The organism is Limnoglobus sp. (assembly GCF_059499385.1).
In genome coordinates, this window is sequence record NZ_JCABYM010000081.1 from 60,055 (window position 1) to 73,866 (window position 13,812).

The 13,812-nt window shown below is 67.3% G+C and carries 14 protein-coding genes; 10 read left to right on the forward strand and 4 right to left on the reverse strand.

Features of this window, described 5'->3' with window-relative positions:
• The first annotated feature begins 48 nt into the window (after positions 1–48).
• The 3 genes from AC5JJ2_RS14690 to AC5JJ2_RS14700 are packed head-to-tail and all read left to right on the forward strand — an operon-like array spanning position 49 to position 3,051.
• Complete coding sequence (locus tag AC5JJ2_RS14690; protein ID WP_495858755.1) at positions 49–582, forward strand: HD domain-containing protein; 534 nt, start codon at positions 49–51, stop codon at positions 580–582.
• A gap of 42 nt (positions 583–624) precedes the next feature.
• On the forward strand, positions 625–1,866 hold the full coding sequence (locus AC5JJ2_RS14695) for a hypothetical protein (protein ID WP_495858756.1): 1,242 nt from the start codon (positions 625–627) through the stop codon (positions 1,864–1,866).
• A gap of 60 nt (positions 1,867–1,926) precedes the next feature.
• A complete protein-coding gene (locus AC5JJ2_RS14700; RefSeq protein ID WP_495858757.1) occupies positions 1,927–3,051 on the forward strand; it encodes a hypothetical protein in 1,125 nt (374 codons plus the stop codon).
• A 39-nt stretch (positions 3,052–3,090) separates the two neighbouring features.
• Here AC5JJ2_RS14700 and AC5JJ2_RS14705 read toward each other — a convergent pair whose 3' ends face one another.
• Complete coding sequence (locus tag AC5JJ2_RS14705; RefSeq protein WP_495858758.1) at positions 3,091–4,926, reverse strand: prolyl oligopeptidase family serine peptidase; 1,836 nt, start codon at positions 4,924–4,926, stop codon at positions 3,091–3,093.
• 164 nt (positions 4,927–5,090) lie between these two features.
• On the opposite strand from AC5JJ2_RS14705, the gene AC5JJ2_RS14710 reads away from it, so the two are divergent.
• Positions 5,091–5,681, forward strand: a complete 591-nt coding sequence (locus AC5JJ2_RS14710) for a peptidylprolyl isomerase (RefSeq protein WP_495858759.1) — start codon at positions 5,091–5,093, stop codon at positions 5,679–5,681.
• A 95-nt stretch (positions 5,682–5,776) separates the two neighbouring features.
• Here AC5JJ2_RS14710 and AC5JJ2_RS14715 read toward each other — a convergent pair whose 3' ends face one another.
• Both AC5JJ2_RS14715 and AC5JJ2_RS14720 read right to left on the reverse strand, forming a co-directional pair.
• Entirely contained in the window at positions 5,777–6,103 is a 327-nt protein-coding gene (locus tag AC5JJ2_RS14715) for an ATP-dependent Clp protease adaptor ClpS (protein ID WP_495858760.1), read from the reverse strand.
• Between the two features lie 21 nt (positions 6,104–6,124).
• The gene (locus AC5JJ2_RS14720) at positions 6,125–7,879 is read right to left on the reverse strand and encodes a SpoIIE family protein phosphatase (RefSeq protein WP_495858761.1); all 1,755 of its coding nucleotides are present in this window, start codon (positions 7,877–7,879) and stop codon (positions 6,125–6,127) included.
• Positions 7,880–8,157: 278 nt separating this feature from the next.
• Between AC5JJ2_RS14720 and AC5JJ2_RS14725 the strand changes: the two genes are divergently transcribed.
• The 6 genes from AC5JJ2_RS14725 to AC5JJ2_RS14750 all read left to right on the forward strand — a co-directional run bounded on the left by AC5JJ2_RS14725 (position 8,158) and on the right by AC5JJ2_RS14750 (position 12,746).
• Positions 8,158–8,430 carry a hypothetical protein gene (locus tag AC5JJ2_RS14725; protein ID WP_495858762.1) on the forward strand — a complete coding sequence of 91 codons (273 nt, stop codon included), beginning with the start codon at positions 8,158–8,160 and terminating at the stop codon, positions 8,428–8,430.
• 85 nt (positions 8,431–8,515) lie between these two features.
• Positions 8,516–9,088, forward strand: a complete 573-nt coding sequence (locus AC5JJ2_RS14730) for an RNA polymerase sigma factor (RefSeq protein ID WP_495858763.1) — start codon at positions 8,516–8,518, stop codon at positions 9,086–9,088.
• An 8-nt stretch (positions 9,089–9,096) separates the two neighbouring features.
• Entirely contained in the window at positions 9,097–9,747 is a 651-nt protein-coding gene (locus tag AC5JJ2_RS14735) for an anti-sigma factor family protein (RefSeq protein ID WP_495858764.1), read from the forward strand.
• Between the two features lie 18 nt (positions 9,748–9,765).
• Positions 9,766–11,457, forward strand: a complete 1,692-nt coding sequence (locus AC5JJ2_RS14740) for a hypothetical protein (RefSeq protein WP_495858765.1) — start codon at positions 9,766–9,768, stop codon at positions 11,455–11,457.
• A 143-nt stretch (positions 11,458–11,600) separates the two neighbouring features.
• Complete coding sequence (locus AC5JJ2_RS14745) at positions 11,601–12,038, forward strand: hypothetical protein (RefSeq protein ID WP_495858766.1); 438 nt, start codon at positions 11,601–11,603, stop codon at positions 12,036–12,038.
• Between the two features lie 102 nt (positions 12,039–12,140).
• Complete coding sequence (locus AC5JJ2_RS14750) at positions 12,141–12,746, forward strand: hypothetical protein (protein WP_495858767.1); 606 nt, start codon at positions 12,141–12,143, stop codon at positions 12,744–12,746.
• 55 nt (positions 12,747–12,801) lie between these two features.
• Here the strand turns inward: AC5JJ2_RS14750 and AC5JJ2_RS14755 are convergent, their stop codons facing one another.
• Positions 12,802–13,812 carry a 3'-5' exoribonuclease YhaM family protein gene (locus AC5JJ2_RS14755; protein ID WP_495858768.1) on the reverse strand — a complete coding sequence of 337 codons (1,011 nt, stop codon included), beginning with the start codon at positions 13,810–13,812 and terminating at the stop codon, positions 12,802–12,804.

A 13,812-nucleotide genomic window follows, 5' to 3' on the forward strand; every position in this document is an offset into this window, starting at 1 on the left:
GGTGCGTAGAGTGAAATGAAGATGTCGTGATTGTCCGCGAGAACCGCCATGTCCGACGCCTTGCTCGAAGCCATCAGTTTCGCCGCACGCGTTCACCGCCACCAACAGCGGAAGGACAAGGAGACGCCGTATGTGGGCCACGTCTTCCGCGTGGCGATGATCGCCCGGCACGTCCTCGGCGTGGACGACCCGAAGGTCCTCACCGCGGCCGTGCTGCACGACACCATCGAGGACACGACGACCGACTTCGACGAACTGGCCGAGCAGTTCGGCGACGAAGTCGCGACGTGGGTGGCCGCGCTGACCAAGAACACGACGCTGCCGGACGCGGAGCGGGAGGCCGACTACACGCGGCGGCTCGCGGCCGGCGGGTGGCAGGTGTGCGTCTGCAAGCTCGCCGACATTTACGACAACGTGACCGACTGCCGGAAGCTGACCATCGCCCAGCAGCAGAAGGCACTGGCGCGGTCGAAGATGTACCTCGACGCCCTGCGGCCCACACTCACGCCGGAGTCGCGGACGGCGTTCGCCGTCGTTGAAAAGCGGGTCGCCGACCTCGAAAAACACTTGGCGTCGGCTTGAGTTCCTGAGAATAATCACAACATACGCCTCCGAGGACTCCCGATGATCGCGAAGAAGTTGGCCGTCGCCGCCGTCGTGTTGATGTTGGGCGCGGGCGTCGCGTCGGCTTGCCCGTTCTGCTCCGTGCAGGGCCAGACGCTCGCCGGCGAGGTGAACCAAGCCGACCTCATCGTGCTCGGCGTGCTCAAGAACGCGAAGCCGGACCGGAACGACTTCTCGAAGGGCACGACGGAGCTGCACATCGACTCGGTCGTAAAGGACCACCCGTACCTGAACGGCAAGAAGGTGCTCGTCCTCCCGCGGCTGATCCGCATCGACCCGGCCGCGGCCGAGGTGAAGACGCTCGTGTTCTGCGGCCTCTACAGCACGACCTCGGACACCGCCGCCGCGGCCGTCGCGTCCACGGCCGTCCTCGTGAACTTCGACCGCTACCAGCTCGACCCGTACCGCGGCGACGAGTTGGAGAAGGACAGCAAACTCCCGGCGTACCTCAAGGGCGCGGCCACCGTCCGCGAGAAAGACCCCGTTTCCCGGCTGACGTACTTCTTTGACTACCTCGACTCGCCGGAGTCGAAGATTTCGACCGACGCGTTCCTGGAGTACGCGAACGCCGACTACAAGGACGTGCGAACGACATCGGAGAAGGTCAACCTCGACAAGGTTCTCGGTTGGCTCGAGGACAAGCAGACGCCGGCGTCCCGGTTCGGCCTCTACGGGATGATGGTCGGGCACAGCAAGAAGCCGGAACACGCGGCGGCGCTGAAGGCGATCCTCGACAACCCGAAGCAGCAGTATTCCAGCGGCCTCGACGGCGTGCTGGCCGGGTACATCCTGCTCGACCAGAAGGCCGGGTGGCAGTACCTGCTCGACACCCTGAAGGACGAGAAGAAGGACTTCCAGGTTCGGTACGCCGGGCTGCGCGTCCTGCGGTTCTTCTGGGAGAGCCGGCCGGACGTGATCCCGCACGAGCAAGTCGTCGAGGGGATGAAGTTGCTCGTCACGCAGTCGGACATCGCCGACCTGCCGATCGAGGACCTGCGGAAGTGGGAGCGGATCGACGTGGCCGAGTGGATTCTAAAGTACGGCCAGCAGGACTCGCACGCACAAATCCCGATCGTCCGCCGGGCCGTGCTGCGGTACGCCCTGACGGTGGAAGCGAAGTGCGAGCCGGCGAAGGTCTACGTTAAGGAGGCCGAGAAGAAGGACGCGGAGCGGGTCAAGCTGGTGCGAGAGATGCTCGCCGACGAGAAGCCGAAGGCCGTGCCGCCGGCCGTGAAGCAGTAGTCGGCTGGACACGGCGGCCGGGAATCGGGTCTACTCTCCGACGCCACCCGAGGGTTAACCGTGAGAGTAGCCGCCGCCTTCGTCCTGCTCGTTCTTTCGGCCCCGCTGTTCGCGTGCAGCTTCTGCGGCGACGGGTTCAGCCGCCGGCAGCCGTTGCGGGAGCGGTTCGCGGAATCGAAGGTTGTCATCGCGGGCGTGCTGAAGAACCCGGTCGCCCGCGACGACGGGACCGGCACGACCGAGTTCCACATCACGCACGTTCTGAAGGCCGACGCGGCGCTCGGCAAGGCAACGGCCATCACGATTCCGCGATACCTGCCGGTCGTCGCCGACACGCCGCCGGACTACCTGTTCTTCTGCTCCGTCGTGGACGGCAAGGTCGAGCCGACGCACGGCATCCCCTGCACGAAGGCCGTCACCGAGTACCTCGCCGCCGTCGCGAAACTCGACCCCAATTCCGTTGAGCAGCGGCTCGGCTACTTCTTCCGACAACTCGACGCGCCGGACCCGACGGTTTCGGCCGACGCGTTCATCGAGTTCGCGCGCGCCCCGGACGCGGACATCGTGAAAGCGCGGGCGTACCTCGACCGCAAGAAGATTCGCGGGTGGATCGCCGACCCGAAGACGCCGGAGGAGCGGGTCGGGGTGTTCGGCCTCCTGCTCGGCCTCTGCGGCGACAAGGCCGACGCCGACTGGCTGCTCGCGGAGTTGCGGGCCGCGAAGCCGAGTGAGCGCGTGTCAGCAAACCTCGGCGGTTTGCTCTGCGGATTGATCCTGCTGAACCCCGAACACGGTTGGAAGCTGACGGCCGAGGTTCTCGCGTCGCCGACCCGCGGGTTCAGCGACAAGTTGAACGCGATCTCCGCCCTGCGATTCTTCCAGGCGACGCGGCCGAAGGAGTGTAAAGAACAGATTCTGACATGCCTGAAGGTGGTGGTCGCGAACAACGACCTTGCGGACCTGGCGATCGACGACCTGCGCCGCTGGGGCTGGTGGGACCTGACCGGGACGGTGCTGGAGCAGTACGCGAGGCACGCGGCCCCGTCGGTCCGCCGCGGCGTCGTCCGGTACGCACTGCAGTGCCCGGAGGAGACCGCGAAGCGGTTCGTCAACGACGTGCGGGCGACCGACCCGGCACTGGTCAAAAAAGTGGAAGACGGCCTGAAACTCTACGAGAAAAAATAGGGCGAAAGCCCGCGGATGAACATCCGCGGGCAGACCACCTCACTTCGCGAACTGCCAGTTCTCGTCAAAGATCCCCGCCGCCACCACCTCCGCCGCGGCCGGGTCCGCCTTCGTCGGCGACGGCTTCAGCACCGCCCAATCGCCCAGCCGCGGGTAGAGCTGCGCGTTCGTGCCCTTCAACTCCGCCGCGTGGAACGTGTGCCCACTGTTCAGCACCACGTACCTCCCCGGCACGGCCGGGTGCGGGTAGATCATCGCCGGCACGTGCGTCTTCGCGTCGTACTCGACGCCGTTGACGACCAGCTTCTCGGCCGTCCACGCGATCGGCAGCTTCGGCAGCACGGCCTTGATCGCCGGGTTCGTGTCCGGCGTGCCGAACAGGATGGCCGAGTGCCCGGCCTTCTCGCCGACCGGCAGCGTGCCGCGGAAGAACTTGTCCCACTCGTACCCGAACCGGTCGAACGCGGCCTTCGCCCACCCGTCGCCGGTCGGCCCGACGACGCGGAATGGCGTGTGGAACACGTCGTCGATCGGGCCTTGCAGCCCCGGCGACTTCCGCAGCCCGCCGGCGTCCTTCGCGACGGCCCAGCCGTGGCCCCCCTTCGTGAAGCTCGTTCCGGCCAGCTGCTTCCCGTCGATCACGACGCCGGAAACGCCGACCTCCTTCGGCAGGTTCAACGTCAACCGGCTGACGTTCTTCGTCGAGACGACGACTTGCTTGTCCTTCAATTCCGCGTCCACGACGGCCTTCTCGTAATGCCGTTCGAGGCCGTCGATGGTGACCCAATCGCACGTCGGGTAGCGGAGGGTGTAGGTCACGAACCGCACCCGCGGGGCGACCTTCGGCCGGCCGTCCTTCAGGTACTTCTCGAACTCGGTTTCGACCTTCGCCAGCCACTCCGGCGGCTGCTTGTGCTCCAACCCCGGTGCGACGAGGTGCGTGAACCGCAGCGACTCTTTGAACTCCTTGAGAGCGTTCTCGATGTTGTCGGCCGCCGCCTTCTGCGGGTCCTTCTCGCCGGAGTACGCCACGACCGGCACGTTGAATACGTTCTCCGCGTAGTTCACCGCGTCGTAGATTTTTAGGCATCGCTCCTGGTGGTCCGGTAGCGTCGGCAGGTTCTTGATGTACCCGTGCGTTGTCGTGAACCCGGCCCCCGGACTGATCGCGACGAACTTCGACGGGTGGTGCAGGCCGATGTGCCACGTCCCGGCCCCGCCCATCGAAAACCCGCGCAGGACGACCCGCGACTCGTCGATACGGCCCTTCTCCTCGCCCAGAAAGTGGCCGACGGCCTCGAACACGTCCTGCTCGCCGGCCCAGCGGTAGGCGTTGTTCCCGCGGCCGTAGATTTCCAGGACGACGCGGTCGGTCTTCGACCCGCCCTTCGCGGTCTCCTTCCCGTTCAGGAACTTCACCTCGGAGAGCGTCTGGTCGCGGCCGTGCAGCACGACATCGAGCCGCCATTTCTTGTCGCCGGTCCCGAAGCCGTCCGGCAGCAGGACGCTGTACGGCTGGACCGAGCCGTCGATCTTCGAGCGGTACGCCCGTACGACCGGCTTGCCGCGCACGTCCCGCCACGGGGCCTTCCCGCCGGCCGCGGCCTTCGCCCGCGCCAGCCCGGCGTCCAGGACCGTCAGCGTTTGCTTGGCGGAATCCTTCGCGAAGAACTCGCCGTGCCGCGTCGCCCACTCGGCGGCCTTCAGGTAAACCTCCACGTCCGGCGACGCGGCGGGAATCGCGGCGACGGCCTTCCGCAACTGCTCGGTCTTCGCCGCGATCTGCTTCTGCGATTCCGCGTCGAGGGCCACGGCCTTCGGCGTCTCGAAGTTCGGCTGCGCGAATAGCGGCGTCGCCGACAGAATCGCTGCCAAGAGCGCGATAGGAGTTCTCACGGCCGGTCCCCACGGGTGCGGAAGAGGGTCTGTGGGAACACGGTAGCGATTGCTCCCGCGGGTCGCAAGCGCCGGCCCCGGCCGTACAATGCCCCGCACGGGACGGACCGGCCGTCCCGGCGCACCCCGTAGGAGACACACTCATGTCGATCAAACTGCTGCTGCTCTGCTTCGTCGGCCTGGCCGTCCTCGCCGCCAACGGGGCGCGGGCCGCCAACCCGGTGGCCGTCGTCGAAACGTCGATGGGCACGATCAAGATCGAGCTGGACGAGGCGAAGGCCCCGATCACGGTCAAGAACTTCGTCACCTACGCCGAGGCGAAGCACTACGACGGGACGATCTTCCACCGCGTCATGGGGGCGGAGAACACGCCGAACAAGAAGGACTTCATGATCCAGGGCGGCGGGTTCGAGCCGGGGATGAAGCAGAAGAAGACGATGGACGCGATCAAGAACGAGGCGTCCAACGGCCTCAGCAACAAGAAGGGGACGATCGCCATGGCCCGGACGAACGACCCGGACAGCGCGACCAGCCAGTTCTTCATCAACGTCGGGGACAACACGTTCCTGGACAAGTCGTCGCAGAGCGACGGGTACGCGGTGTTCGGCAAGGTGACCGAGGGCATGGACGTGGTCGAGAAGATCAAGGCCGTGCCGACCGGCAACAAGGGCGGCCACGGCAACGTCCCGACCGAGGACGTGGTCATCAAGTCCGTGAAGATCGAGAAGAAGTAGCCACCGGACGTGGAACCCGGAGCGGTAGCGACGGGGTGTGGAGGCAGCCTCTTCACCCCGTCGCTACCGCTCCGGGTTCTACTGTTTTTGGGCGGTCACTCCGCCGGTTCGAGCTCGGCGGTCATCGACCCCTGGCACCGCTTGATCGTCGGGTCCGGGCCGTAGGCGTGGATCTGCTCCTGCTTCAACTCGGCGACCTCCTTCGCGCCGGTGAAGACGACCGCCCGCCCCTGCTTGTCCACCTCGTCGGCCAGCTTGTACCCCTTCTCGACCGGGTGGCCGAACAACTCCTTCAGCATCAGGATCACGTAGGCGTAGGAGTGGTCGTCGTCGTTGAGCAACACGACGTGGTACGGGGGCTGGCGGCGGGTCCGCTGTTCGCTCTCCGTTTCCAGTTCCGGCAGTGTCGCCGTGTCGCTCATCGTGCGGACCTCCCGTGTCGGCTACTTGACTTCGAGCTCGGCCGTCGAGCGGACGCCGGGGCCCCGCGCGTGGAGGCCGGTCCCGCCGACGTTCGGCCCGAGCCGGCCGAGGCAGACGAGGGCGATGTCGTCGTTCTGCGGCCGCCCGCCGGCGTGCTTGCGGACCGCCTTCACGAGCCGCTCGCCGAGCGCCCGCGGCCGGTCGATCGGCCCGAGCGGCGACTCGCGGGTGAGCGTCGCCGTGATCCCCTCGTACCCGAACATCGCGTCCGCCGGGGACATCGCGTCCGTCACCCCGTCGGTGAACACGACCAGGTTGTCCCCCGGATCGAGCGCCACCTCGACCGCCTCGTAGGGGAACCCTTCCACGATGCCCAGGGCGAGGCCGCTCTGCTCGTTCGTGATGACCTCTTCCAGGCTCCGGTCGTCCACCCGGTACCGCATCGGGTTCAGGTGGCCGGCGTTCACCATCGTGACCTTGTGCGTGGCCGGGTCGAGGACCATCGCGGCCATCGTCACGAACCGGTCGCCGATGCCGCCGCGGATGAGCTGGTCGCTGAGCATCTGGATCGCCGTCGGCACGTCCGGCTGCGTCAACATGCAGAACCGGGCCTCGGCGCTCAGCTTCGCCATCAGGAGCGCGGCGGGGACGCCCTTCCCGGCCACGTCGCCGAGGAGGACGGCGATCCGGCCGTTCGGCAGCGGGATGAACGTGTAGTAGTCCCCGCCGACCGTCTGGGCGGCGCTGTAGTCGCTGAAGAACTCGTACCCGTCGATGGCCGGCATCGTCCGCGGCAGGAAGTCGAGCTGCACCTTCCGGGCGATCTCGATCTCGTTCTGCAACTTCTCGCGGGCCATCGTGACCTCGTGCAGCCGGGCCTTCTCGATGGCCACGCCGGCGAGGTTCGCCACGATCATCAACAGCCGCAGGTCGTCCTGCTTGAACTTCTTGCCGCGGTCCTGGGTGTCCAGTTGCATCGCGCCGATGGCCACGCCCTCGGCGTTCGTGAGCGGCACGCACATCACGGACCGGATGCGGAACTCGGCGATGGACTGGGCCGCCCCCAGGGCCATGTCGCTGGACGCGTCCTCGCTCAGGTACGCGGTCTGCGTCTCCATGCACTTCCGCACGATCGTCCGGCTGAACCGGTGGTCGTCCGCCGACCCCTGCCGGCGGGCCTTCACCACCTTCGGGATGAGCTTCTTGTCCTCGGCCAGGATGATGAAGCACCGGTCGGCCTGGCGGAAGACGCCGAAGCTCGTGTCCGCGATGGACGACAGCAGCGGCTCGAGGTCGAGCTGCTTCGACAGCCCGATGCTGATCTCCAGTAGCGCCCGCAGCTTGTCGCTCGGCTGGCCGCCCAGGAGGTCCGCCTCGGAACTCTTGGAAACCATGTGCTCGATGCTGCTGTTGTCGCTCTTCAGGTCCTCGTCCACCGTGTCGTTCGCGTCGGCCTGGCGGCCGAACTCGGCCGGCAGGATCGGCTTGCCCGGCGGCGGCGGCGGGGCCTTCTCCACCTGGAACAGGTACTGGAAGTCGCAAATCTTGATCCGGTCGTCGTGCTTCAGCACGTGCCGCTCGGTGATCTCGCGGTTGTTCACGATCGTCTTGTTGCGGCTCTTCAGGTCCTCGATGTAGAACTGCCCGTTCTCGTTGACGATCCGCGCGTGCTTGCGGCTGACGGCGTGGTTCGGCACGACGATCCCGCACACGTCCTCCCGGCCCATGACGACCTCGTCGGCGGTCAGCTGGTACGTCTGGCCGGGGCCCGTCATCCCTGGGGCCTTAATCAATTTCAAGGTTGGCATGGCGATACCGCGGATGAATCGGGTGTCGGCGCGGGAGAACGGTACGCCGAACCCGAGACGGATGAAACTTTTGATGATCCTACCCGGATTGTCCGGGGGATGCAAGGAAACCGGACGACCGGCGGGCGACGGGCGGCCCCGAGTGAGGAGCGACACCGCCGGCCGGTTTTTGCCCGCTTTCCGCCGCCGGACGGAAACTAGGATAGAATGGGCGTACCGCGTTTTCTCGTGGGGAACGAACCATCATGGCGAAAAATTCGCCCCGAAAGCGAAAGCCGAAGCCCCGCGTCGGCGGCATAATTGGCGTCGGCCTGGACAACCGGGACGGCGAGAAGCGGATCACCCGGACGGAGGAGATGGTCCTCGTCGGCGGGTCCGCGGAGACGCACGAGCGGATGCAGGAGACGGCCATCAAGTTTAGCGAAGGACTGGAGAAGTTGGGGAAGAAGCTGCCGGAGGTGTCCGTGAAGCAGGCCCTCGACCTGCTCCGGGAGGCCCACGAGCGGACCGGCCGGTGACCCGCCAATTCCGCCCGGCCTTGTACGAATAACACGTCACGAAACCTTTCGATCCCGGTCGGGGTATGACTCACCGAGGCTGGCCGTGACCGCCGACACCGACGTTGAACTGGTCCGGCGGTGTCTGGGCGGTGATGCCACGGCGATGCGATGCCTCGTCGAGCGCTTCCAAACCGACGTTTACGGCCTGTGCGTGCGGTTGCTACACCACGCCCAGGACGCGGAGGACGTGGCCCAGGAGGTGTTCATCCGCGTGTTCCGCAGCCTGAACCGGTGGGACAGTTCCCGCCACCTGCGGCCGTGGATCCTGGGCATCGCGATCAACCGCTGCCGGACGGCGATGGCGAAGCGGGTGAAGCGGCCGGAGACGGTCGATTACCTGCACGAGACGGCCGGGAAGGACGCGGAGGACGACAGCCAGGAGCTGACGGCCGCGATCCGGGCGGCCGTGGACGAGATGCGGGCGGACTACCGCGAGGTGTTCGTCCTGTTCCACGAGCGGGGCCGGTCCTACGAGGAAATCTCGGAAGCGATCGACCGCCCGGTCGGGACGATCAAGACGTGGCTGCACCGGGCGCGGACGGAAATCCTCGGCCGCCTCCGCCGCCACGGCCTCGTCCCGGCGGACGACGAACCTGCCAAGCGTGTAGAAGCGTAGAAAATACCATGACCGACGACCGGCCACTCACGATGCCCCCCGCCTGCGCCGCGTTCGACGCGACGGTGCAGCGCGTCCTCGACGGCGACCTGCCGCCGGCGGCGCTGGCCGAGGCCCACGCGCTCGACTGCCACGAGTGTCGCGAACTGGCGGGGGCCACGCGGGTACTCCTGGAAGGTCTGGCTACCATCCCTTCGCCGGTCCCGCCGGCGGATTTCGCGGACCGCATCGTTCCCGCGGCGGTCGCCGAGAGGAAGCGCTCGGCCGACCGCCGGTGGACGGCCCGCGTCGCCGCGTTCACGCTCGCCGCGTCCGTGCTGACGGCGTTCGTGCTGGCGAACCCGTGGCGGCCGACCGCCCCGCGCTCGCAGGAAATGGTCGCCGTGACAAAGACGCCGCCGTCGGTCGCGAAGTCGTTCGCGGAGGCGGGGTCGGCGTTCGTCTCGCTGACGAAGCGGGCCGCCGACGAGTCGTTCGCCCCGGCGAAGAGTCTGTTCGCGAACATCGACCTCCCGAAGCCTACTCCCGCCGTCGCCCCGCCGGACGCCCCGGACGCGGCGTCGGCCGTGCGGCCGATTACGAACACCGCGAAGCGGGCGCTGAACCTTTTCATCCGCGACGTGGGCGGGCTGGCGACGATCCCCCAAATGAAGTCCTAGCGGGAGCCGGTGGACCCCATGCGAACCCTTCTGCTGCTCGCCCTCCTCGCGGCCCCGGCCGCCGCACAACAACCCTCCGCCCGCGACGAACTCCTCCGCCTCGTCCCCAACGACACCGCCATCTGCTTCGTCGTGCAGGGCTTGCGCGAGCGGTCGAAGACGGTGTCCGCGTCGCCGCTGGCCGAGTGGGTGAGCGCGAAGTACAAGCCGCTCGTCGGGGCCGCGCCGGAGGTGCAGAAGCTCAAGGACGTGGAGGCCCTGTTCACCACGTTCCTCGGCGTGTCGCTGACCGACCTCCGCGACGACATCTTCGGCGACGCCATCGTGCTCGCGTACCAGCCCGGCCCGGTCGGAAGGCCGGAGGCCGAGCAGGGCTGCGTGATGGTCAAGGCCCGCGACCCGGCGAAGCTGGCGAAGCTCGTCGCGCAGCTCAACAACGTGCAGAAGTCCACGAAGGAACTGACCGGCGTGGACGAGCGGGTCCACCGCGGGCAGGCGTTCTACAAGCGGGCGAAGGCGGACGGGAAGGACGAGTTCTACCTGCTGAAGGACGGGCTGTTCGTGTTCGCGGCGCAGGAGGCGTCGATCCACGCGGTCATCGACCAGGCCCAGGCCGCGAACGCCGAACCGAGCGCGGTCGAGAAGTCGATCCGGCAGCTCGGCGTGCAGGACTCGTTCCTGCTGTGCTGGTTCAACCCACGGAAGCTCGACGCCGAGGTGAAGGCCCACGTCGCGACGGCCGGGTCGGCCCAGGACAAGGCGGCCCGCCAACAGTTCGCGCAAGTTTGGTTCGCCCTCGACAACCTCGCGATCTATTTGGATGCCGGGAAGGACCTGGAACTGGGCGTCGCGGCCGCGTACCGGGCGGACGCGATGCCGACCGAGTTGCGGACCATGCTGAAGCCGAACCCGACGCCGTCTTCGCTCTGGCAGTCGATCCCGGAGGACGCGCTGGTGGCCGTCGCCGGGCGGGTGACGGGGAGTCAACTGCTGGACGTGCTGCTCGCGTTCTCGCCGCCGGACGAGCGGGCGGCGGCCCGGCAGGAGGTCGAGAAGGCGATCGGGGCCGTCGTCGGCAAGGACAAGCTGCCGCCGATGCTCAAGGGCGTCGGCCCGGACTGGGGCCTGTGGGTCGCGCCGCCGAAGCAAGCCGGGTGGGTTCCGAACGTCACGGTCGCCGCCCGCGTGAACGATTCCGATGCGTCCGTTCCCGCGTCCGTCCTCAAGACGCTCGGGTTCTACGCTCAGCTGGCCCAGGTCCACTACAACCGCGACCACGACGACCAGATCGAGTCGAAGGACCAGCCGCTCGGCAACGTGGAGATGACCGTCTTCACCAACCCGAAGCTGTTCCCGCCCGGCGTCCAGCCCGCCTACGGTCTGACCGACGGCCACCTCGTCCTCGGCGGGTCGCCGGACCTCGTGCGTTCCTTCCGCAAGCCGGCCGGCGAGCCGAAGCCGACGGTCGAGGCCCCGGTCCTCCGCGTCAACGGCCTCCGGCTGCACGAGTACCTCGGCGCGCACGCGAAGGACATCGCCGGGTGGGTGGCCGACCGGCAGGACCGGCCGTTCGACGACGTGAAGAAGGAGATCGAGACGGTCGGCGAGTTCCTCGCCGTGCTGGACCGGGCGGAGGTGTTCGTCCGCGGCGACGGCGGCGTGGCCCGGTTCGCCGTCCGGTTGAAGTTCGTCAAGCCGCTCGCAAAATAGGCAGGCGTCCTGGGACCGCGGGCGTCCCGACCGCCACGGCCCCGGGCGCGTAAGACGGGTCCCCCAACGCAGGAAGGTGGGCGGGCGGGACGCCCGCGGTCCCAGGACCAAGCCACGCCGTTTAGAACCCCAAGCGACCCACCTTGAAGGCTTCCACGGCCGACGTTCGACTCGCGTGGCTGCTCCGGCTCGTCGGCGCGGCGCTGATCCTGGCCCTCCCCGCGAGCGTCCTACCGTTTTCCACGATGAACGCCGTCCACCGCGACGCGCTCGGCCTCGGCGAGCTGCCGGACGCCGTGATCGTGCAGTACCTCGCCCGCACCGCGTCGCTCTTGTACGCCGTCCACGGGGCGGTGCTGGTGTTCGCCTCGTTCGACGTGCCCCGCTACCGGCCGCTGATCGTCTTCCTCGGTTACTCAAACGGCCTGTTCGGAGGGGCCGCGTGCGCCGTCGATTTGATCTTCGGGATGCCGCTGTGGTGGGCCGCGTGGGAGGGGCCGCTCATCGTCGCGGCGGCTTTTCTGACGGTCCGGCTGGCGAAACGGGGGGCCGATTCTTCGGATTTTGCGCAAGTTTCGTAAAGTTCGGCGTCCGCGGCTGTATTCCCTCATGAGAACCCCGGCCCGCCAACGCCCGACCGACCGGTGGGTTATAATCACGGGGAAGAGCGGGAGGAAACAACCATGCGGCGCATCACCCTTACGGCACTCTTCGCCCTCGCCGGTCTCGCGGCCCTGACCCCGACGGCGTCGGCGCAGATTTTCAACCCGTGGGGCCTCGGCAGCCAGCCGAACCCGTGGGTCTACCAAACGGTCCGCCCCGGCCAGTATTACAGCGGTCAGTTCCTCGGCCGACTGCCGAACGGCACGCCGGTCGTGAACCCGTGGGTCCGGCCGACGGTTTACCCGGTCATCCCGGCCCAACTCTACAACTACTCGGTCAACTACAACTACCAGTCGCTGTGGAACCCGAGCCTGTACCCGGCGTACAGCCTGAATTACAACTCGAATTTTAACTACGGGTTCAACAACGACCTCCGGATTCAACCCGTGGAACAAGAAGTCGGGCGGCTCGTCCCGGTGAACCGCGACCTGGCCGTGAACCCGGTCAGCGGGACGGTCTGGAAGCCGAGTCGTGGGATCGCGCTGACCCGCGAGGGGGCGTTCTACCGGATTCCGGGGACCGGCTCCCTTAGCCCGTGGGGGACGTACCTGCCGGGCAGCGGCGTGTACGTGAACCCGTTCACCGGCACGCGGTACGACCCGTACACCGGCACCATCGTTCGTTAAGGCAGAGCAGGATTGAGAACAGGACGGGCGGCGACTTTCGCCGCCCGTCGTTCGTTTACACGAGCCGCCTCTTCAAGAGTTGCTTCCCCAACACCGGATCGCGTTCGGTGAACGGCCCCTCGACGGCGTCCTTGCCCAGCAGCCGGGCGAACATCTCGAACTTCGCGTCCAGGTCGTCGGCGTGGTGGAGGATCAGCACCTCCGGGATCATCGGCAACTTCGGCGACCCCCACTCCGGCCGCGTCAGGTGCGTCAGGATGACGTGTTCGAGCAGTTGGAGCAACTCCGGGTTGAACTCCGGGATCGCGCGGGCCGCGTCCCGTACCAAGTCACGCGAAAGTTGGACGTGCCCGATCAAGTGCCCCGCGACCGACAATTCCGAAGTCTGTCCGTCTCCCGTCACCGTCAGTTCCGCGACGCGGCCGATGTCGTGCAGCACGGCCCCGGCGACGACGAGGTCGCGGTTGAACGGCTTCAGGTTCGGGAACCGCTCCGCGTACCGGTCGGCCAGCCAGCAACAACTCCGCGTCACGTTCAGAACGTGTTCCAGCCACCCGCCGGGGAACGGGTAGAACGTCTTCAGTGTCGCGGGTAATTTCTTGAGTGTGTCGGCGTGCGTGTCCAACAGGTCGATGACGAGTTGCTTCAGCGGCGGGTCTTCGACTTCCTCATCGACCAGCGCCAGCAACTCGGCGAGCATCACGTGCGAATCGAACCGCGACCGCTCGAAGAACTCGGCCTCGTCCACGTCGTCCGCGTCCGTCGCCGCGCGGATCATGACGACTTCGATCTGCGGGCCGTACTTCTCGTGCTCGGCGTAGACGCCGCGGACCTTGTACACCGTGCCCGGCTGCCACGCCTTCTCGCAGTCGTGGAACAGCGGCGAATCGGACCACACGGCGCACGAGACGGTCTTCCGCCGGTCGCGGAACTTGCAGTTGAAGAATGCCTTGCCGTCGCGGGTGGACGTGCGGGTCTTCTCGGCCAAGAGCGCGAAGAAGTCGGCCGGCCCCTGACCGGCGACGAGTTCGTGCAGCTTCAGGATCGGCGGCTTGTCGCGGGCCAT

Bases quoted from the DNA above. Each gene is read 5' to 3' on its own strand.
- AC5JJ2_RS14690 (WP_495858755.1), top strand. From the start codon at position 49: ATGTCCGACGCCTTGCTCGAAGCCATCAGTTTCGCCGCACGCGTTCAC.
- AC5JJ2_RS14695 (WP_495858756.1), top strand. From the start codon at position 625: ATGATCGCGAAGAAGTTGGCCGTCGCCGCCGTCGTGTTGATGTTGGGC.
- AC5JJ2_RS14710 (WP_495858759.1), top strand. From the start codon at position 5,091: ATGTCGATCAAACTGCTGCTGCTCTGCTTCGTCGGCCTGGCCGTCCTC.
- AC5JJ2_RS14715 (WP_495858760.1), bottom strand. From the start codon at position 6,103: ATGAGCGACACGGCGACACTGCCGGAACTGGAAACGGAGAGCGAACAG.
- AC5JJ2_RS14720 (WP_495858761.1), bottom strand. From the start codon at position 7,879: ATGACGGGCCCCGGCCAGACGTACCAGCTGACCGCCGACGAGGTCGTC.
- AC5JJ2_RS14725 (WP_495858762.1), top strand. From the start codon at position 8,158: ATGGCGAAAAATTCGCCCCGAAAGCGAAAGCCGAAGCCCCGCGTCGGC.
- AC5JJ2_RS14735 (WP_495858764.1), top strand. From the start codon at position 9,097: ATGACCGACGACCGGCCACTCACGATGCCCCCCGCCTGCGCCGCGTTC.
- AC5JJ2_RS14740 (WP_495858765.1), top strand. From the start codon at position 9,766: ATGCGAACCCTTCTGCTGCTCGCCCTCCTCGCGGCCCCGGCCGCCGCA.
- AC5JJ2_RS14750 (WP_495858767.1), top strand. From the start codon at position 12,141: ATGCGGCGCATCACCCTTACGGCACTCTTCGCCCTCGCCGGTCTCGCG.
- AC5JJ2_RS14755 (WP_495858768.1), bottom strand. From the start codon at position 13,812: ATGGCCCGCGACAAGCCGCCGATCCTGAAGCTGCACGAACTCGTCGCC.